The following is a 20075-nucleotide window of genomic DNA, read 5'->3' as shown; positions in this document are numbered from 1 at the left end:
GCGGGCGCGGGATCATTCCGGCCTGCGTGTCAGTCTCAGCCGCAGGCGGCCGGAGATGTCTATCTCCACCTCCTCGGATTCGCCGTCGCCGCAGGGTCCGGCACGCGGGACATCGCACTCGGTCGGCAGCGTCGACGGGTGCGGGCCCGCGCCCCACGGCGAAGGCGCCACCGCGCCCGGGTCCGCGCCGAAGCCCGCCACCCGGTCGCCCAACTGCTGCGCCTGCCTGCGCAGCACCGGCCACCACTTGTCGCTCATCGGCGTCGCCGCCAGGATGTGCTTCAGGATAGCCAACTGGTCGCGGTCCTCCGCCAGCAGCGCTGCGTGGTCGGCGCTGACGCGCACCTGCAGGTCAAACGCGCCGACCACCCGCTGCGCGCGGGCGAAGTGCTGGCCGAACAGGCGGAAGCGCTGGCCGTCCCTGACGCCCGCCGGCAGGATGACGGTCAACAGGCCAGCGAGCGAGCGCCCATCCAGCGAGGGCGGCAGCGGCAGGAAGGCGCAATCGCCCAGCGATTCGATGCGCAGCGTGAACTCGTCAGTCGCCCGCCAGACCGGCGCCTGGGCCGGCGGCAACAATGCCAGCACGTCTTCGGCGCGGACGCCGGGCAGGTAGATCTCCGCCGCTGCGCTGCGCGGCAGCGTGTCCCACCACAACACCAACGCCTCCATGCCGCCGCCGCGGGCCACGGCGGCAATCGATTGCCGGGGCGCGTCCTTGGTTTGCGTATTCTTCAGCTCGAAGCTGTGCTGCACCACTCGGGTGGCGGCGTTGCCCGGATTGGCGCAGGACGTCAGCGCCAGATTGCGCTGCGACAGCTTGTCGCTGGTGAACGGCGTGTCTCCCGCCCGGGGCAGGTCGGGCGCCGCCGGGTCCAGCTTGTAGTGCAGCTCCGCGACCAGGCACTGGTGGAAGCAAGCGATCAGTTCCTGGATGGAGGCCAGGCCGCCAGGGAAGGCCGCTGGGTTGTCGAAACGGGTGGCATCCCCTGGATGGCGGGGGAAGCGCCTGTCGCCCGGCTGGTTGATGTCCAGCCAGCAGCCGAAGAAGCGCAGCGCCTCGCCCGGTCCCGCCGGCAACGTCATCCGGTTCGCGCCGTCGGTCTGCTGTTTCATGTCATGCGACGGCGTCACCCGGGGCTCGGCGAAGAACGGAATGGAGACGATGTCGCCGCCCTCCACGCCCAGCAGCGGAATCGCGTCCTCGGTCACTTCTCCGCCGCCGGCCATCACCGGATTCACCACCCGGCGGTAAAGGGTAGCGGTATCGTAGACCAGCGATGGCCGCATGGTCCGGAACAGCCGGAACATCACCCTGGCGTAATCGGCGGACACAGTGCTGTCCAGCCGCGCCCTGGCCAGCGCGAAACTGAACAGGGGGATGCCGCCCGGCGTGCCGTCCTCGGTCGGCAGCAAGCTGAGAGCCGCCGCCTGCTCGTCGGTCGGCAGCTCGGCGAACAAGGCCTGGCCGCGCGCGGAATCGGCGTTCAGCCAGGCGATCAGGTGCTGGATGTAATCGTTGGGGTCCACCCAGCTGTGGCCGGGCAGCCAGCGCGACGCGGTGAGGGGCGTCACCTGGAACACTCTCAGATCCTCGCTGAGCCAGGGCGGCTGGCCGTCCAGCATGAAGGGGCTGGGCTCCATCACCAGCTCGATCTGTGCCTGGCAGCGCCAGTCGCCGGCGCTGACGGTCAGCGTGACCAGGCGCTCGGCGTCCCCGCCGCTCATGCCGGCGAAGGCCGATGCCGCATCGATGGACAAGTCGAAAGAGAAGACCGTGCGCTGGATCAGCTGCGGGCTGCCCGGCAGTTCCAGCGCCGGATTGGACACGCTGCCGGACGGCGTCGGCGTGGCGGACAGGCCCGCCTGGGAAAAGGCGGCCATCGGCGTCAGACCCATCACCTCATTGGGGATAAAGCCGTCGAACACCGCGTAAAAGGCGGCGGAGAACACGCCGGCGCCGCCGGCTCCGGCCCTGGCATGAACCTCGTAGACGCTGAACACCGAGCGGTCCAGCACCGCGTACAAGCGCTGTCCCCCCACCCGCACCGTCGCCGCCTGCGCGCAGGGCCGGCCGCCGCTGTCTATCAGCCATAGCATGTAGTATCCGGGAGGCGCGACGCTACCATTAGGCGGACCATCCACCCGCAACGCGCCGCCATCGCCTTGGCTGAATGTCAGGCCGACATAGCGCTGGTCGTAGTCGAACCCATGGGTAGCCGAGCCGTAACGGGTCAGCGCCACCCGCGAGATCGAGCCGAAGGGCGTGCCCGCGGCGAGCGCGTACCGGACCTGGAACGATTCGCCGTAGGCGATGGCGGGCGGCGCGTGGTCTATCGCCGGGCGGTTGCCGGCGGCGATGTAGTCGGGCTCGAAAATCTCCATCCGGTATTCCGCGCTGGCCGCGCCAAACTGGTTGTTCCGCTCCGATCCGGCAGTCAGCACCCGGCCGTCGCTCATCAGCAGCGCCACCGAATGGTAGCCGCGCGTCACCGCGGCCGGCGCATCGGTCAACGCGGTCCAGCTATCGGTCTGCGGGTGGTAGATCTCCGGCACCCTGACCCCGAACAGCTCGTCGTACTGGCTGCCGTCCGTAAGAGTCTTGTACGCATTGGTGCCGCCGGAAACGAAGACATCCCCTGTAGGCAGCAGCGTCGCCAGCGCATTGGCGCGCGGCGGCACCGCCATGTGGCCGTCCTGGTTGAAGAAGGCCTGCCGCGCGCCGGTCTGCCCCCACTCCGACCCCGCCTCGCCGCCGGTGGCGATGGTCGCCTTCATCGCCTTGACGCCGCCGCACAGCATCACAGTCGGCAGATAGCCGTTCTCCGGCAGCAGCGGCAGCAATACCGAGGTGGTGAATTGCGCCGCATAGCCCGGATTCAGGTACACGCCTTCCAGCGTCTGCGGCCCGGAGAAGGCCGCGCTCACCGACTGGGCCTGCGGATCGTAAAGCAGGGTCTTGCCGGCCCAGCGGCCGGTCGAGTCGATAGAATCCGGCGGCGAGGTGTACAACGGCTGCACGATCAGCAGCTTGCCGTCCGGCAGCTGGTGGGCCCGCGGATAGAACACCGCGAAATCGTGCAGGAACCCTTCGCCCAGCCCGTCAGGATTGAGCAGCTGCCAGCGGTTTTCCGCCGGGATGAAACGCTCCGGCGAGTTGTTGTTGTGGCGCGGATCGTCCTCGGTGGCCGGATAGGCGGCGGGATCCGCCTCGTCATAGCTGGCGGGGAAAATGCGCGGGTGGCCGCACAGCGCCAGCACCGAGCCGTCCGCCAGCGTGACCAGGCTGGGGTACCAGCGGCCGCCGCCCTTGCCGGCGAAGCCCGCGACCGGACAGGTGTTCATCTGCGCGACCGGTTGCCAGGACGGAATGGCGGCGGGATCGAACACCGTTGCCTCGCGCAGGCCTCCCCAGTGGCCGTTGTGGGGATTGGCCGCGTCCACCTGCATCGCGCTGGTGCCGCCGGCCACCAGCAAGCGGCCATCCGCCAGCAGCGCGTGCCCGCTGCAGAACACGTCCAGATAATCGTCCGGCGCGAGTCCCCCCGCGCCGACCGGCGATCCCGGCCGCAACGCCGTCCGAGCCGCGTAATCGAACAACACGGTGTGGTCTACCCGGCCGGCCCGGTGATTGCCGCCATCCCAGCGATTGCCGGAAAAATAGACCAGCGCGCCCTGCGCGCCTATCGGCAGAAGCCCGATATGCACGGCCAGTGCCTTCTTGTTGTCGTCAGCCTCCCCGGCTTGGGGATCGAATGGGGCTTGCCATTGGTGTGCCATCTTCAGTACTCCCTAGTGAGTCTTCCGCATGGAGGCGTGGCCGCCAGGCCGGCGGCGCGATCAGGGATCGATGGAAAAAGCCGGGATGGGACCCGACAAAGAAGCCAATGGCTTGAACTTGGGATGGATTGCGTGCGCGGCCGGCGGCCGCCCCTGCGAATGGAAAGGTAAACGGAAACCGTCCCGAATGACAGTCAACCGCCCATCAGTGATAGTGGAGAAAGCGCGCGTTGGATATGCGTAGCATTGCTTACGCGGCTGCGTCCGGCTCTACTCCGGCATTTCCCATTGAGGATTCCAGGCCACCTCCCACAAATGGCCGTCCGGGTCCTGGAAATAACCGGCGTAGCCGCCCCAGAACGTATCCTGGGCAGATTTGACGATGGCCGCGCCGGCCATGCTGGCCTGCGCCATTACCGCGTCCACCTCCGCGCGGGAAGCGACGTTGTGACCTATCGTCAACTCGGTGGCGCTGGCCGGCTGCTGCGGCAGGCCGGCGTCGAGAGCCAGGCTCTCCCGCGGAAACAGCGCTAGCCTCAGTCCGCCTTCCAGCTCGAAAAAAGCGACGGCGCCGTGCTCAAACTCGGCGCCGATGATGCCCTCGCTCGCCAATCCCAGCCCGTCGCGGTAAAAGGCCAGCGAACGTTCCAGATCATCGACGCCCAGCGTCAGCAAGGTGATGCGCGGCCTCATGATCGCCTCCTCAGCGCCCCTTGAACTTGGGCGCCCGTTTGTCCAGAAAAGCGCGGGTGCCGACGCGGAAATCCTCGCTCTGCGCCGCCAGGCCGAAGTAGTCTGCGCCCAACCGCGCCGATTCGTCCTCGGACAAGGACAAGCCGCGATGCATCGCCTCCCAGCTCAGCCTCACCGCCAGCGGCGATTGGGCCAGCACTTCGCCCAGCAGCGCCTCCGACTCGGCCATCAGCGCTTCGGCCGCCACCACCCGGTTGACCAGGCCCAGCCGACACGCCTCGTCGGCGTCTATCAGCCTGCCGGTCAGCAACATCTCCGCCGCCCTGCCCTTGCCGATCAGCCTGGGCAAGCGGGTGGTGCCGCCGAAACCGGCCACCGCGCCTATCTTCACTTCCGGATGGCCGAAGCGGGCGTGCGAGGCCGCCACTCGCAGAGCGCATGCCTCGGCAATCTCCAAGCCGCCACCCAGCGCGTCGCCGTTGATCGCGGCCAGCACTGGCTTGCCCAGCGTCTCGATCCGGCCGGTGACCGCCACCGCCAGCCTGGCCAGCTCCCGCACTTCGGCCGCCGGCGCCCGGTTCAGATAGCGGATGTCGGCTCCTGCGGAAAACACCCGGCCATGGCCGGTGATGATCACCGCCCTCACCGCGTCGTCGGCCGCCGCCCACTCCAGCGCGGCCAGTAACTGCCGCAGCAGCTGGCGGTTCATCGCGTTCAGGCAGTCCGGCCGGTTCAGCTCCAGCCGCGCGATGCCGCCCTCCGCCTTGCTGCGCACCACGTCCCGTTCCAGCATCCCGCCTCCATGCCTGCCGCGCCGCCAAGGCGCGGCATCAAGTTGTAAGATCGAGCCCTCAGAACGGCCGGGCTCGTTCACGCCGAACAGGCGCAGCGCGCCTCGCATCAGCAGCCGGCAAGGCTTGCGGGCGCCCGCGCCAATCTATCGACAGCGCGGCCGCTACTGTCAGCGCGCCGCCAGCCAGTCCAGCGCCTCCTCCCGGCTCAGGAACAGCCGCGAGAAGCGCCCGCGCCTCGCTTCGCGCAAGTATTCGCCGAAGCGCTCGCCATAGTCCCGCTCCGCGTCTATCACCACCGCGGTCTGCAGCCGATAATTCTGCAGCTTCTGCAGGAATTCACCGGCGAAGTGGCTGCCCAGCTGGAAAAAAGATGCCGGCAAAACCTCATGCGAAATCAGCAAGCGCGCGCAGTCTTCGCCGATGCAGGCGGAAACCAGCTCGACCGCCTGGGACGCGTCGCTCAACTCGCCACGCCATTCCAGCGCGCGGTGCTCGCCCGAAACCAACACTTGATAAGCCATATTTTTTCCAAGCGAAATCAGCCCTGCCGGCGCGTCCGGGACGCCGCAAGCACGACGGAAGAAGTGGAGCCGACGATCGCGCCGGCGAAAATCTTGGCGATGTCCAGGAAACCGGCCACCAGCGCCGAGCCCTTGCCTGCGCCGGCCACCGAATCGGCGAACAGCGGAAACAACAGGCCGAAGCCGGCGAAAGCCAGGCACAGCAACGCGCATACGCAGGTAAAAGGGGGAAACAGGTCAAAAAAGCCAGGCCGCTCCGCCACCGAGCGCCCTTGCAGCAGCTCGTCCACCGCCAGACCCAGCGAACCAACGTCGACCTGGACTCCGGCGGCATCGTCCTCGCTCCGGTAACGGGCGATTTCTCCGGCTCGGTCCCGGATCTGCTGTTTCAGAACGTCCAACTTGTCATCCAGAGCCCGACTCAGGCTGGGCGGCCAAACTTCTGCGTTACGTTCTCTCATGGCGATATCTCCGCAGTGATCTACGCATCATGTCATTAGAAACGACAACAATGTCAATGACATTTAGACTGGCAGAATACGGCGATGCCAAGCATGTCAGTGGCAGCCATGGCCCCGCATGCCTTGGAATTGCTATTTGCGTCAGCTCCAATCGAAAGTCAGCAGCGCTACGCGGGTCTCTGGATGGTAGAACAGCAGCGTGGTGGCGCCGCTCGCAAGATAGTCATGGCCTTCCAGGCTAGCGATGAACTCAAAACGCTCGCCGTTGGGTCCGATAGGGACCGCGGAGTCAGGGTCGCTCTCATCCACTCCCACGCCTTCGCTGTCACACCAATTGCCATTGAACGCGCCTCCTCCCAGTCGCGTCAGGATGTTTGCCGGCTCTTCGGAAGCGACATCGCGTGCTTCGTCGCGGGAAAGCGCCGAATGCAATAAGCCAGTGCGGCGATAAATGTCCCGCGTCTCCTTGAACACACGATGCTGCGTCTCGCAGTGCTTCGCTACCTCACTCCTGATACCATCCGCCCCATCTTCCGCTATGTTTTCCAACTCGAAGAAACGAAAATCGCCCAACAGCTGGTAATGCCCAGACTCGGTTAGCCGGAAAGCCAGCCAGTTTGGCGCCAGATACTCATTGTGGTAATCCGCGCCATAGTCGCCGACATAGCCACCCAGCGGCTCCGCAGGCAATACCATGTGTATCCAGCCTTCCCAGGAGGGATTAACTGCAGACAATTCGATGGACACGCAGGGCAGCAAATGTTTGGCGTGCCGGGCGACGGGATCGGCGAATACTTGTTCGGGCTCGGGAAAAACGCGCAGATACGGATGGGCCGTCTTGATGTTTTCTTGCATGGACAGGTGTTTTAGATAAGAAATCTTATTATTCCATTCCATTCCATTGACATGGAGATGGATACGTCTGCCGGCTTGCCTTCTTATTCATCCCGGAGACTTAGCCGCTTCTGCAAGCAGGCGGGGCACAAACAGTCGCTGTCGGCCTCGCTCGGCGACAGCTCGAGCGGCAGATCCGCGCACCAGCAACCGCCACTCTCACCTCCAGCGCCACAGGCGAAGCCGCTGCCGCATTGAGGGCAGGTCTTCGCTTGCACCGGCAACGGCAGCGCCAACAGCCGCCGCCAGACCTGCGCCTTCTGCTCCTCGCCGTAGCGGGACCACCCCGCGATTTCATCCAGCGTGCGGCGGCAGCCGATGCAGATCTGTCCGCTATCGTCCAGCCTGCATATGCCAATGCAAGGCGAAAGCTCGGTTTTTGCCATCTTGTTACCGCTGACTTTGTTCATATCCGCATGCTATCTCTTCCCAAGATGGCTGTCGAAACCGGATATGAGAAGTATGGACGGGCCTGCCCGTCCATACACAGCCGTCTTACCACGCGAGGTAGAATAGCCCAGCAGCCAACATCAGACACAGCGGGGAATAGAAACGCGTGTCGTTGCGGGCGAAGCGGCTTCCCTTGACCCGCTTGAACAGGCCGACATAGCGGAACTCGCCGACGCCTCGCAGCAACATGCCAGCGCTCAACGCCAACAATCCCCATTTCAACAAGCGCGCCAACCAGCTTGTTTCCGGGAAAAACCTTCCCTCATGCAAAGCGATTGCCACCGCAGACAGAGCAAGCAGCAAGGCGACAATGGCCGTTCCGATCGCCGACGGTTGGAATAGCTTCCGACCATCCACCTCCGGAATGGCGGAGGAAAACCCGACCCGCCCCCCCAGCGCCCAATAGAAATGTATCGCGCTAATCAGCGCAAAAACCAGACACAGCGTCAAACTCAGCATGTTTTGGCTCCATCAGACGGTTTCGGAATAATCCTCCAAATATTGCAGCTTGTCTGGCCTTCCCCTCCAGGCCTCGGCCTCCGGTAAAGCCGGCTTGCTCTTGGTTATATTGGGCCACCGCTGCGCCAAGTCGGCATTAAGCGCGATCATATCGCTCTCGTGGGACGGCACAGCCTTGTCCTCCCGGATCGCATCGATTGGACATTCCGGCACGCACAGGCCGCAGTCGATGCAGTCATCGGGATTGATGGCCAACATGTTTGGACCTTCGTGAAAACTGTCGGTCGGACAGACATCCACGCAATCCGAATGCTTACAGCCTATGCAGTCGCTTAAAACAACATAAGTCATGATGCTCTCCTATCGGCGCGGCCCCTCCGCGCCGTATCCGCCTCAGCTGCTGAGTCCGCCATCCATCACGATGGTTTGTCCGGTGATGTAAGCCGCGGCATCGGACAATAAGTACCTCACTAAGCCCGCCACCTCCCCAACCGTGCCCAAGCGACGCAAGGGGATGTTCCTCTCCAGCTGTTGCCGCGCCTTATCCGAAATATCGTCCGCCATGTCCGTGTCGATCAAACCCGGCGCGATCGCGTTGACTCGGATCTTGAAACGGGCGGTCTCCAGCGCCAAGGTGCGGGCCAGCCCCGCCATGGCCGCCTTGGTCGCCGCGTAGTTGGCTTGGCCCATATTGCCCTTGATCGCGGTGACGGAAGACATCAGCAGCACCGCGCCCCGTTTTTCACCGCACATCGCGGGCAAGAACGCCTGCGTGATATGGAACACCGCGTCCAGATTAGCTGACATCACGTCGCGCCATGCCCCCAGCGGCATGGAGATCATCAAGCCATCCCGGGTCACGCCGGCATTGTTGATGACGGCGTACGGCGGGCCGAAACGCTCCAGGCACTGCGTCGCCAAGCGCTTCGCGGCCTCGGGATCGCTGCCGTCGCACTGGACCGCATAAGCCTCTCCACCCATTCTCAGGACAGACTCCTCCACTGCGCGCGCCTGCTCCGCGTTGCTCTTGTAGGTGAAAACAACCCGGTAGTCTTTCGCCAGCTCTAACACCAGGCCCTTGCCTATGCCTCGGCTGCCACCAGTCACCAACACCCAGGGTTGCATGATTTCGTCTTGCATTGCCGCTCCTTCAATTGATGTCGTTCAAACGCCTGCCGCGGCGGGAGCCGCCGTGCTGGCCTTGAACATCGAATACCCCATTGCGGCCTCGTAGCCCGATCCCGCCACCCAGGCGCTGAGAAAACTGACGCCGGCCACAGGAAAGCGGTGGTTAATCAAAGCCGGCGCGGCATCCGGCGCAACCAGCGCGCCATAGCCAGACCCCGCGGTATTATTGGTGTATCGCTGGTAGGTATGCGGACTGGACAGCTCCGCATAAACGATATGGTCCGACAAATCCGGGAAGTGCTTGCCCACGCGCTCCAGCAGCGCTTGCTGGCCGCGTTTTTTCTTGGCTCGGTATTCGGGCGTTTTCCGCCGCGGCCAATGACGCGGATCATCCAGCGCATTGACGATGACCACCCTGCCGCCGCTCGCGTCCAGCGCGTGATAGTTGGTGATTTCCAAAGACGAGCGCTGCCAATAGGCCTCCTCAGCCAACGCTTCGCTCATGGGATCGGCGCGAGAGCGTTCGCGCGCGCTCCACGCGGCATCCGGATCATCAGCCAGCAGCATGGTTTCCGCATGCGGCAGCCCCAGCAGGGCAGGATCCTCGTCCAGCACCAAGTAAAGCGTACTGGTGGCATTGGCTGGCCGTATCCTAGACACAAGCTGCCGCGGGGCCTCCAACTCCGGCATGGATTCGAACAGCTGCTCCAGCGCATAGACCGGAGAGGCGTTGACCAGGACCTCCCGCGCCATAAACTCTCCTCGATCGGTCGCCACGCCGGTCGCGCGCATAGTGCTCTTATCCACCAGAATGCGCTCAACGTTAACGTTTAGCACCACGTCTCCGCCCCGCGCCCGTATCTGCTCCACCAGCAGATTGGACAACCGTTGCGAACCGCCGTCCATGTAGGCGCTGCGCATGTACAGATTGGCATAAACCACGTGCAGGAAGTACAGATAGCTGCACTGCTCCGGGAATGAGCCGACATAGATCGACGGCAGCGCCAGCAGCTCGCACAGTTGCAGATCGTCGAACATCCCCAGCAATGCATCGCGTACAGTGATGTTCTTAAGATGCTTGCGGGCATACCGCATCGCGGCGAAATCCGGCTCGTATCGCCCCTGCAACATTTCGAACTGCAGATAGCCGTTCTTTCCATGCACCGCGATGTCGTCGAAAAACCGCAGCAGGCCTTCGCGCTGGCTGGGAAATGCCTGGAGCAAGCCATCCAACGCCTGTTCCGGCGACTCCGACACTTCCAGCCATATCGGTCCGGCCGCCTGGAACAATACCGGCGAAAAGTGCAGATTGATCTGCTCTTCCAGCCCCAGCGCGCGAAACACCTGCCGCAGGTTGCCTTGCTCGCCCATGCCGGACAGCTTGTGCAAGCTGCAATCGAACCGTGCGTCTTGCTTGGGACGCACAAACTCGCTCGAATATCCCCCTGGCACCGTATGCTGCTCCAGCAACAAAACCCGCAAGCCCGGGCGCTGCGCGGTCAGGGCCGCCGCATAAGTCAGCGCAGCAATGCCGGAGCCGACACAAACGATGTCCCAGACCGCCTCGCTCATACAATCCCCAGTTCTGCGAACCACTGATCCAACTCTGCGAAACGCTCGCTGTTCAGACGCTGGTTGTTAGCCGAGCCTCTCACCAGCGCGATCGCTTCTTCATCGCCCGGCTGTATCGGGAAGACAAACGAGGTGTGCTTGGATATTTCGCTGTTGAAAGTCATCTCCGCCTTGAAGTGGCGCAGCAACTGGCCCATTTGCGCTCGCATCGCAGCCAGCTCCGCCTCCGGGGCAGTATCGAAGAAATGCTCGACGATACGTTTGCCGAACGCGATATGACGCACCTCCTCGATATGATGCTCATGAAACATCATCTTGGTCAGAGGCTCGACCTCCGCCGACTGGGTCAGATACATCGCGCTCAGCTCCGCGGCCCACTCGATCATCAGCGTCCACAATATGCCGATCACCGGGTTCATCATCGGCAGTTTCTCGACAAAGCTCCCGTAAGCGCCGCCTGGCGGCTGGAACAGCTCCAGTCCCGCCATCTTCATGTAGCGCCGGAACATCAGCGTATGGGTGATTTCCTCGCGCGAGAAGATCATCAGATACTCATACACCTCAGGCGACAGGTCGAAACGGAAGCGGTTGATATAGCCGACATACAACGGCGGCAGCGTCTGCTCCAGCCAGATGAACATCGACACATCGCGGGCAGTTTCCTTCCACAGGGTTTCATGGCGCTGCTCCGGAGTCATTGCATCCCAATAAGGCGTGCCGTAGATCCAACTGCCGGTTTCCATTTTCGGCGGCAGGCTCAGATTGATGCCGTTTTCCCATGGCAATACGCTCTCCAACTCCATGGTCTTGCGGTGCGAAGCGCGGATTAGCGTTTGCACCTTGCGTCGGCTCTCGTCGGACAGGCCTAGCGGGTCGCGCACAACAGTGGACGTTTCCATGCGGTTTCTCCGATCAGGCTTCTGCTACGTTCTTCTGGGCAGTCTCTACGGCGATATAGCCGACCAGCTGTCCCATATCCACGATCTTGCCAGAGGCGAACAAATCGGAGACCAAATCAACGCCGTAGCGCTTCTTCACCGACACTTGAACCTCTACGAAATCCAGGCTGTCCAGTTCGAGCGCCTCGAAGCTGGAGGAAAGTTGCACTTGGTCCTCCTCGATCTCTTTCATGTCCAGAATCAGCGTTTTCAGTTCGTCAAAGATTTGGGTTTCGTTCAACATGATGCTTCCTTTAGCGAAGGGACAAGACTCAAGGTTTGAAGCGAACCAGCAGGCCCACTTCCGATTGCATGACCGGACGGCCATCCAGCCGCACGGTAAATTGGCTCAGACCAGACAAGGTGTCCTTGTTATTGGGCACGGTCACCGGAGGGTGCAGCTCGCAACGGATTTCCCCCGGATCCTTCAGCTGGCTCAGCGGCATGCGGAACAGCTCCGGCTCGACCATCACCGTATGGGCCGTCTGCACCGTCAGGGCGGCATCCATCAATTCATGCTGGCTTGAAATGCCGCTCATCTTCGCTAGATCGCTGACGATGGAAAACGGTACTTCGCTGGACAGGAATTGGGAAAAAGTCAGCGCGTCCACCAATAGCCAAGCACGGTCAAAATCCGGAAAAGCCTCCGCAAACACCGCTCTTTTCTCCCGGAACAACTGCCGGTCTATCGAAAAGCTTGCCGATTGCTCCGGCGACTCCGCCGGTACGGAGCGATATACGCTGCCCGCCATCACCTCGGAAGCGTCATGTGTCGCTCGCAGGGAAAAGCGGCTGCGCTGCTTGCCTGGTTGAATTTCCAGCGCATGCGGCAATTGGCGAAGCACGGGCGAGCGGAACATGGCCTTGACCGATACCCAATCCCTGCTGGAATCGGAGGGCAACGCCGAGCTCAGCCGCTGTTTGATATGCAAAAGCGGCAGCATGCCGTGCACGATGATGTCGTTGGCGCCGGTTTCCCTAGCCCGCTCCACTTCGAAATGGATAGGGTTGTAATCTCCGGACAGCTTCGCCCAGTCCGCGATCGCCTTGTTATCGAAACTGAGCAGCATCAACGCGCCCTTTCTATCACCAGCGCCGCGTTTGCGCCGCCGAAGCCGAAGCTGAGGTTGAGAGTCGTATCCACCGTCTGTCCATGCAGATGCCCGTTCGGCAGATAGTTAAGATCGCACTCGGGATCGGATTCCAACAGATTGGCGGTGCCTGGCAGGATGCCGGTCTCGATGGCCTTCAAGCAGATAATGGATTCGAAACTGCCCGCAGCAGAAATCAGGTGGCCGCTGTAAGACTTGGTGCTGGACGCCGGAACATGCTTCGCATATCCCCCCAAGGCGGCCTTGATGGCGTTGGATTCATTCAAGTCATTCAATGGCGTCGAAGTGCCGTGGGCATTGATGTAGTCGATGTCCTCCGGCCGCTTGCCGGCTTGTTTGAGCGCGAATTCGATCGACTTGACGCGAGCCAGCATGTCCTCGGCCGGAGCGGTGAAATCGCGGGCGTCGGAAAAGCTGCCATAGCCTTTGATCTCCCCCAATATCGTCGCACCGCGGTGCTGAGCATGCTCCAACTCCTCCAGACACAAAACCGCAGCGCCTTCGGCGAGCACGAAGCCGGATCGACGGCGATCAAACGGGCAGCAGGCCCGCTCCGCATCCTGCTGCTCTTTGCTCAAAGCATTGAGAACGTCGATATTCCAGATATTGGTTTCATTACGCAGCGTTTCGGAGCCTCCCGCCAGCATCATGCTGGCGCGCCCTTGCCGAATCGCCTCGTACGCGTCGCCTATCGCGATAGTGCCTGTGGCGCAAGCTGCGATCACCGTATTCTGATAACCACGCAGATTCCACATCAGTGTGCAAGCACCAGTGGCGATGCTGGGCATGGAGATCAGGCTGCCCAAAGGACTGCCGAATCCGGTATCGCGGTAAGCGTCGCGGATGTCGTAGGCTTCATCGAGGCCGCCCCATCCCGTACCGATGATGACGCCGCACTCATGCGCCGGATAATGCTCCGCAATTGCCTCTGGGCTGCCGAACGCCATATCGATCGCCTCTCTGGCCGCCACAACCGCATTTTTGGCGAATGCCGGCAACGCGCGGGAAATCGCTTTGGGAATGCCTCGATAGCGCGCTTTATTCTCATCTAGGAAGGAAAAGAACTTGGCTTTAATTTGCTGGTTCTCCAACTCGAATTTTCGATAGCCCAGCTTGCCATTCATAATGGCTTCCCACGCCTCGGCAGAGTTCTCCCCCAGAGAGGTCAAAGAACCATATCCGGTTACTACCACTCTACGATTTGCCATGACATTCCCTTGTTGCAGATCTAAATTAATTAAAAAGTCACAAATCCCAAGCTATAAAAAAGCAAAAACATCCCCTACGAAGCAAATCGCATTAAGTAAACAATAAAACCATGAAATAAAAACCGGGAGGGTTTGAAGCAGCCGATGCGGAAAAGCTTTACCAAACCGCAGACTGTCAAAATCAAAACAATCTCAACAGCAGCTCATGAAACCGGACGTAATTGGTTTGTCCAGAGTCAAAAACATGACATATAGAAATTACAATACCTCAGAAATGTTGTAAATATATTTCCAACCGACATGTTCGATAAAAAGATAATTAGATTGGCTCCGTTGCGAAAAACCAATCCTCAATAAAACCATATCCTAAAATAATATACTTGATAAAATATTACTTATTAGATTAATTCTTTCTCTCCAATTTCCCCACAAAAACAAAAACGGCGCGGATATCCGCGCCGTTCGTTTAAATAAGACAAATTGGTTTACTTGGCTGCGGAAGCATCCTTGGCCGCCGCGCCGCCTCCCACGGTTTCCATCACGGTCCACTGGCCGTTCTGCACCTTGTAGACGGTGATGCCGCCATCCTTCAGATCGCCCTTGTCGTCGTAAGTCCAGTTGCTGGACGTCACGCCCTGGTGAGTGATCTTGGCCAGCACCGGCAGGTAGGCCTTCGGATCGGCCGAGTTGGCTTGCTCCATCGCCTGGATCAGCGCGCGGGTGGCGTCGTAGCCGTACGGCGAGTAAGTGGCCACGTCGGCCTTGAAGCGGGCCTTGTAGCGGGTTTCGTAGTCCTTGCCGCCCGGCATCTGCTCCAGCGGCAGGCCCGCCAGCGAGGCGATGGTGCCGTCGGCTTCCTTGCCTGCCAGTTGCAGGAAAGTCGGGGTCTTGGTCATCTCGCCGGAGATCAGCGGAGCCTTCAGGCCCAGGCGCTTCATCTGCTTGACCATCGGCGCGGACTGCGCGTCGGCGCCGCCGTAGAACACCACGTCCGGATTCGCGCCCTTGATCGAAGTCAGAATGGCGGTGAAGTCGGTGGCCTTGTCGTTGGTGAACTCGCGCTTCACCACGTCGCCGCCGGAAGCGCGGGCCGCCTTTTCGAACTCGTCGGCCAGACCCTGGCCGTAAGCGGTGCGGTCGTCGACGATGACGATCTTCTTCGCGTGCAGCTTCTCAACCGCGAACTTGCCCATCACGCTGCCCTGCTGGGTGTCGGAGGTCATCGAGCGGAAGGTGTTCTTGAAGCCTTGGGCGGTGAACACCGGCGAGGTGGCCATCGCGATCATCGGGATGCCGGCGTCGGAGTAGATCTTGGAGGCCGGAATGGCGGTGCCGGAGTTGAAGTGGCCGATGATGCCGGCGACTTTCTCGTCGACGAACTTCTGCGCCAGCTGGGTGGCGGTTTTCGGATCAGCCTGGTCGTCCTGGGCATTGAGCTCGAAGGTCACCGGCTTGCCGGCGATGGTCGGCTTGGCGGCGTTGGCGTCTTCGATGGCCAGGGTCACGCCATTCTTGTATTCCTCGCCGTAGTGCGATTGCGGGCCGGTGAGCGGAGCGGCAAAGCCGATCTTGATCACGTCGCCGCCGGCGCTGGCCTGGGCCGGAGCTGAGGCGCCGGCCGCGGGCGCGGCTTCTTCCTTCTTGCCGCAGGCGGACAGGGCGACAGCGGCTGCAACCGCCAGGGTCAGGGTGGACAGCTTGGATATTTGCATCTCTTCGTTCCTCTTCCTTGTTGCTTCAACTTCGCGCTTCTACACAACCGGCTTGGGGCCGGATCCCAGTCTTGCTCTTAAAGTAAAAACTCTGGCCGCATTATTCCAACGCGGCCAGAGGCTGGCAAGTTGATCATTCGGTCATGCTCATCAGGCTGGCATTGCCGCCTGCCGCCGTGGTATTGACGCTGAGCGCGCGCTCCACCACCAGCCGATGCACATTGTAGCCATTTTCGCCGCGCAGGATCAGCGGAACCAGCGCGCCGTCGCGGGCCGCCAGCTCGCGCCGAGCGTCCTCAGTCTTGGCACCCGCGTACAACACCGCCTCGACGTCTGCTTCCAGCACATCGGCCACAAGAGATACATGACCATTCAAGGCAGAGGCGAATCGACGGCCCAGTTCGCCATCGGCCAGCACCGCGCGGTTGCCCGCGGCGAAGACAGCAGCCAATTGCTCGGCCAGCGCCTGAGCGTCGTCGGCGACGCAGCCGATGCGGCCGCGGCCGGCGAAGGACAAGACATTGTTCTCGCCGGTCGGGCCCGGCAAGATTACATTATGTGCCAGCGGGCTTTCCTTGCGCGCGGCGGCGATCGCGCCGTCCAGCGACAGACCCTGCGTCTTCGCCGCGGCGGCCAGCGCATCCAGCGCGGACAGATCGGCGGCCTGATGCGCGGCCGCCAGCTTGGGCTGCCAGGCGGCGCGGGTCAGACGGTACAGGTAGTACGGACCGCCGGCCTTGGGGCCGGTGCCGGACTTGCCCTCGCCCCCGAACGGCTGCACGCCCACCACCGCGCCGACGATGTTGCGGTTGACGTAGATGTTGCCCACCTTGATCTTGCCGCAGATGTCGGCGATGGTTTCGTCGATGCGGCTGTGGATGCCGTGCGTCAGGCCGTAGCCGGTGGCGTTGATCTCGGCCACCACCTTGTCCAGATCCGACGCGGCATAGCGCAGCACATGCAGCACCGGGCCGAACACCTCGCGCTTCAGCTCGCTGAGGTTGTCGATCTCGAACAGCGTCGGCGCGACGAAAGTGCCCTGCTCGCACTCGGCGGACAGCTTGGTCTGGTGCATCGCGCGGGCGGAGTTCTTCATCCTGGCGATGTGGGCCAGCAGGCCAGCCTGGGCTTCGGAGTCGATCACCGGGCCGACGTCGGTGGTGATCTTGGCGGGATTGCCGACTTCCAGCTCATCCATCGCGCCCTTGATCATCGCGACCACCTTGTCGGCGATGTCGTGCTGCAGATACAGCACGCGCAGCGCGGAACAGCGCTGGCCGGCGGAGTCGAAAGCCGAGCTCAGCACGTCGGTCACCACCTGCTCCGGCAGCGCCGAGCTGTCGACGATCATCGCGTTCATGCCGCCGGTTTCCGCCACCAGCACCGGATCGTCATGGCGCTTGGCCAGCGTGCGGTTGATGATCTGCGCCACTTCGGTGGAGCCGGTGAAGATCACGCCCTGGATGCGCGCGTCGCCGGTCAGCGCGGCGCCGACCACCTCGCCGCGGCCCGGCAGGAGTTGCAGCGCGGCGCGCGGAATGCCGGCTTCGTGCAGCAGGCGAATCGCGTAGGCGGCGATCAGGCTGGTCTGCTCGGCCGGCTTGGCCAGCACGGTGTTGCCGGCGGCCAGGGACGCGACGACTTCGCCGATGAAGATCGCCAGCGGGAAGTTCCACGGGCTGATGCACACCACCGGGCCCAGCGGCTGATGGCTGGCGTTGTCGAACTCGGACACGATCTGCGCCGCGTAATAGCGGCAGAAGTCCACCGCCTCGCGCACTTCGGCGATGGCGTTGTTCAGCGTCTTGCCCGCCTCGCGCACCGCCAGGCCCATCAGAGCCGGCATATTCGCTTCCATCAGATCGGCCATGCGCTTGATGCTGGCGGCGCGTTCGGCCACCGGCGTCGCGGCCCAGGCGGCAGCAATGGCCGCCGACTGCGCGAGCGCGCGATCGACGTCGGCGGCGGTGGCTTCCAGCACCTTGCCGACCACATCGCCATGATCGGCCGGATTGCGTACTTCCAGCAGCTCGCCGTCGGTGACATCGCCGTCGCCCAGCATCGGGAACGCCGCCCAACGCTGCTGCTCCGACGTCTGCAGACCCAGTTGCAGCGTTGCCAGCACGTGCTCGCTGGACAGGTCCAGACCCTTGGAATTGCGGCGGCCGTCGCCGTACAGCGCCTCCGGCAGCGAAATCTTGCTGTGCGGCATGCCGGCGGAGGCGGCCGCTTCGGCCACCGGGTCGGTCACCAGCTCGTCAAGGGATACGCTTTCATCGACGATGCGGTTGACGAAGGAGGAGTTGGCGCCGTTTTCCAACAGGCGGCGTACCAGATAAGCCAACAGCGTCTCATGCGAACCCACCGGCGCGTAGATGCGGCAAGCCTTGCCCAGCTTGTCCTTGCCGACTACCTGGTCGTACAGGGTCTCGCCCATGCCGTGCAGGCACTGGAATTCATAATCCTTGCCGGCGGCCAGATTGTAGACCGCGGACAGGCTATAGGCGTTGTGGGTGGCGAACTGCGGATAGATCGCATCCTGGGCGGCCAGCAACTTCTTGGCGCAGGCAAGATAGGACACGTCGGTGTACACCTTGCGGGTATAGACCGGATAGCCCGGCAGACCATCCACTTGGGCGCGCTTGATCTCGGCGTCCCAATAAGCGCCCTTCACCAGGCGCACCATGAAGCGATGGCCGGTGCGGCGCGCGAGGTCGATCAGGAAGTCGATCACGAACGGACAGCGTTTCTGGTAGGCCTGCACCACGATGCCGATGCCTTCGAAGCCGTTCAGATCCGGATCGTTGGCCAGCGCCTCGACCAGATCCATCGAGATTTCCAGGCGGTCGGCCTCTTCCGCGTCGATGTTCAGACCGATGTTGTACTGCTTGGCCAGCAAGAACAGCGCCTTCAGCCGCGGCAGCAATTCGGCCATCATCCGCTCGTGCTTCAGGCGGCTGTAGCGCGGGTGGATGGCGGACAGCTTCACCGAGATGCCGGGACCATCGTAGATGCCGCGGCCGTTCGACTCCTTGCCGATCGCATGGATGGCGGTGACGTAGTCCTTCAGGTAACGCTGGGCATCAGCCTCGGTCATCGCCGCCTCGCCCAGCATGTCGTAGCTGAAGCGGTAGCCGCGCGCTTCGCGCTCGCGGCCGTTGGCCAGCGCCTCTTCAATGGTTTCGCCGGTGACGAACTGCTTGCCCAGCATGCGCATCGCCATATCGACGCCCTTGCGGATCAGCGGCTCGCCGCCCTTGGCGATCAGGCGCGTCATCGCGGCCGACAGGCCATTAGCGCTGTGCGAGGAAACCAGCTTGCCGGTCACCAGCAGGCCCCAGGCCGCGGCGTTGACGAACAACGACGAACTGTTGCCCAGGTGGGCCTTCCAGTCGCCGCGGGAAATCTTGTCGCGGATCAGCTTGTCAGCCGTCTCGCGGTCCGGGATGCGCAGCAGCGCCTCCGCCAGACACATCAGGGCGATCCCTTCGCTGCTGTCCAACGAGAACTCGTGCATCAGCGCGTCCACGCCGCTGGAGCGGGTGCGCTCGCGGCGCACCTCGGTCACCAGCCTGCGTGCCAAGTCCTGTACTGATGCGACCTGCTCGGGACTCATCGCCGCCTGCGACAACAGCGCCTGTACGCATTCGCGTTCATCGCGCCGATAAGCGGCGGTGATGGCGTCGCGCAGAGCGGACTGCTGATGAGCAAAGGATTCGAATTGCATGGGTTTCTCCGATATTGTTTGCAGCCCCGGCCTCGCGTCCGGGTGAACCGTCTATTGTATACAAGAGATGGCAGTTTTGTTTGACAATATAAAATATTCTTTAGCACTTAAACGCTATCAAAATCAGTCAGCGCAAGGCTTTCCAAGCGGATCAAACCACGCGCGCCTCCACCCCAAAGGCATGATCAAACCAACCTCTCGCCCGCAGCCCCTCCCGATTTACCGCACCGATATCGCGCCAAACCGACACGGATTTCAGATTTGATAGCAATCGAATACTGTCTGCATTTCATAGATCAGATTAATATACAGCGGCAGGATGCGACAAAAAATTTCACCTCCGGTGCAGCCCGGAGCAAGAAACGCAAAAAGCCCCAGGCCAATGCCTGGGGCTTTTTATCGGGAATCTGGCGATGTCCTACTTTCACATGGCGAATGCCACACTATCATCGGCGCTAAGATGTTTCACGGTCCTGTTCGGGATGGGAAGGCGTGGGACCATCTCGCTATGGTCGCCAGAAAAAACGTGAACGCTGTCGCGTAATTCTGGATTCGCTTCTCTCGAAGCGAAACGCCCAGTCGCATGGACTCGGCGCTATCGTATTGGGCGTCTGGCGGTGTCCTAC

At 62.3% G+C, this 20075-nt stretch carries 17 protein-coding genes and 1 rRNA gene; all 18 read right to left on the bottom strand.

The window, feature by feature from the left end; genetic code table 11:
- Nucleotides 1–12: 12 nt before the first annotated feature.
- A complete protein-coding gene (locus tag LQR33_RS16250; protein ID WP_231469699.1) occupies nucleotides 13–3780 on the bottom strand; it encodes a galactose oxidase early set domain-containing protein in 3768 nt (1255 codons plus the stop codon).
- Between the two features lie 270 nt (nucleotides 3781–4050).
- On the bottom strand, nucleotides 4051–4473 hold the full coding sequence (locus tag LQR33_RS16245; RefSeq protein WP_231469697.1) for a VOC family protein: 423 nt from the start codon (nucleotides 4471–4473) through the stop codon (nucleotides 4051–4053).
- A 10-nt stretch (nucleotides 4474–4483) separates the two neighbouring features.
- Nucleotides 4484–5266, bottom strand: a complete 783-nt coding sequence (locus LQR33_RS16240) for an enoyl-CoA hydratase/isomerase family protein (RefSeq protein ID WP_221664735.1) — start codon at nucleotides 5264–5266, stop codon at nucleotides 4484–4486.
- Nucleotides 5267–5434: 168 nt separating this feature from the next.
- Entirely contained in the window at nucleotides 5435–5788 is a 354-nt protein-coding gene (locus tag LQR33_RS16235; RefSeq protein WP_231469695.1) for a DUF4180 domain-containing protein, read from the bottom strand.
- A 17-nt stretch (nucleotides 5789–5805) separates the two neighbouring features.
- Nucleotides 5806–6189, bottom strand: a complete 384-nt coding sequence (locus tag LQR33_RS16230) for a hypothetical protein (RefSeq protein WP_166438608.1) — start codon at nucleotides 6187–6189, stop codon at nucleotides 5806–5808.
- Nucleotides 6190–6390: 201 nt separating this feature from the next.
- Nucleotides 6391–7146, bottom strand: a complete 756-nt coding sequence (locus LQR33_RS16225; protein ID WP_231469693.1) for a hypothetical protein — start codon at nucleotides 7144–7146, stop codon at nucleotides 6391–6393.
- 41 nt (nucleotides 7147–7187) lie between these two features.
- On the bottom strand, nucleotides 7188–7553 hold the full coding sequence (locus LQR33_RS16220; protein ID WP_231178383.1) for a cysteine-rich CWC family protein: 366 nt from the start codon (nucleotides 7551–7553) through the stop codon (nucleotides 7188–7190).
- A gap of 85 nt (nucleotides 7554–7638) precedes the next feature.
- Nucleotides 7639–8052 (bottom strand): DUF3995 domain-containing protein, encoded by a 414-nt coding sequence (locus LQR33_RS16215; protein WP_166438610.1) that lies wholly within the window; start codon nucleotides 8050–8052, stop codon nucleotides 7639–7641.
- Between the two features lie 12 nt (nucleotides 8053–8064).
- Complete coding sequence (gene fdxA, locus LQR33_RS16210) at nucleotides 8065–8403, bottom strand: ferredoxin FdxA (RefSeq protein ID WP_166438611.1); 339 nt, start codon at nucleotides 8401–8403, stop codon at nucleotides 8065–8067.
- 42 nt (nucleotides 8404–8445) lie between these two features.
- Nucleotides 8446–9192: a 3-oxoacyl-ACP reductase FabG gene (gene fabG / locus LQR33_RS16205; RefSeq protein WP_166438612.1), complete on the bottom strand. Its 747-nt coding sequence runs from the start codon at nucleotides 9190–9192 to the stop codon at nucleotides 8446–8448.
- A 24-nt stretch (nucleotides 9193–9216) separates the two neighbouring features.
- Nucleotides 9217–10752, bottom strand: coding sequence for a phytoene desaturase family protein (locus LQR33_RS16200; protein WP_231469691.1), 1536 nt, complete (start codon nucleotides 10750–10752; stop codon nucleotides 9217–9219).
- A complete protein-coding gene (locus LQR33_RS16195) occupies nucleotides 10749–11651 on the bottom strand; it encodes a diiron oxygenase (protein WP_166438614.1) in 903 nt (300 codons plus the stop codon). Before LQR33_RS16195 ends, LQR33_RS16200 begins: the two co-directional genes overlap by 4 nt.
- A gap of 13 nt (nucleotides 11652–11664) precedes the next feature.
- Complete coding sequence (locus LQR33_RS16190; protein ID WP_166438615.1) at nucleotides 11665–11934, bottom strand: acyl carrier protein; 270 nt, start codon at nucleotides 11932–11934, stop codon at nucleotides 11665–11667.
- A 28-nt stretch (nucleotides 11935–11962) separates the two neighbouring features.
- On the bottom strand, nucleotides 11963–12760 hold the full coding sequence (locus LQR33_RS16185; protein WP_166438616.1) for a MaoC family dehydratase: 798 nt from the start codon (nucleotides 12758–12760) through the stop codon (nucleotides 11963–11965).
- Nucleotides 12760–14010 (bottom strand): beta-ketoacyl-[acyl-carrier-protein] synthase family protein, encoded by a 1251-nt coding sequence (locus LQR33_RS16180; protein ID WP_221665815.1) that lies wholly within the window; start codon nucleotides 14008–14010, stop codon nucleotides 12760–12762. Before LQR33_RS16180 ends, LQR33_RS16185 begins: the two co-directional genes overlap by 1 nt.
- 485 nt (nucleotides 14011–14495) lie before the next feature.
- Nucleotides 14496–15722: a branched-chain amino acid ABC transporter substrate-binding protein gene (locus LQR33_RS16175; RefSeq protein ID WP_166438618.1), complete on the bottom strand. Its 1227-nt coding sequence runs from the start codon at nucleotides 15720–15722 to the stop codon at nucleotides 14496–14498.
- A gap of 133 nt (nucleotides 15723–15855) precedes the next feature.
- Nucleotides 15856–19449 carry a trifunctional transcriptional regulator/proline dehydrogenase/L-glutamate gamma-semialdehyde dehydrogenase gene (gene putA, locus LQR33_RS16170; protein ID WP_231469689.1) on the bottom strand — a complete coding sequence of 1198 codons (3594 nt, stop codon included), beginning with the start codon at nucleotides 19447–19449 and terminating at the stop codon, nucleotides 15856–15858.
- A 405-nt stretch (nucleotides 19450–19854) separates the two neighbouring features.
- A 5S ribosomal RNA gene (rrf, locus tag LQR33_RS16165) occupies nucleotides 19855–19969 on the bottom strand.
- Between the last annotated feature and the right edge of the window lie 106 nt (nucleotides 19970–20075).

This window comes from Chromobacterium piscinae (assembly GCF_021129175.1).
GTDB lineage: Bacteria > Pseudomonadota > Gammaproteobacteria > Burkholderiales > Chromobacteriaceae > Chromobacterium > Chromobacterium piscinae.
The sequence above is the reverse complement of the archived record's forward strand: the minus strand, read 5'-3'. Positions and strand labels throughout refer to the sequence as shown.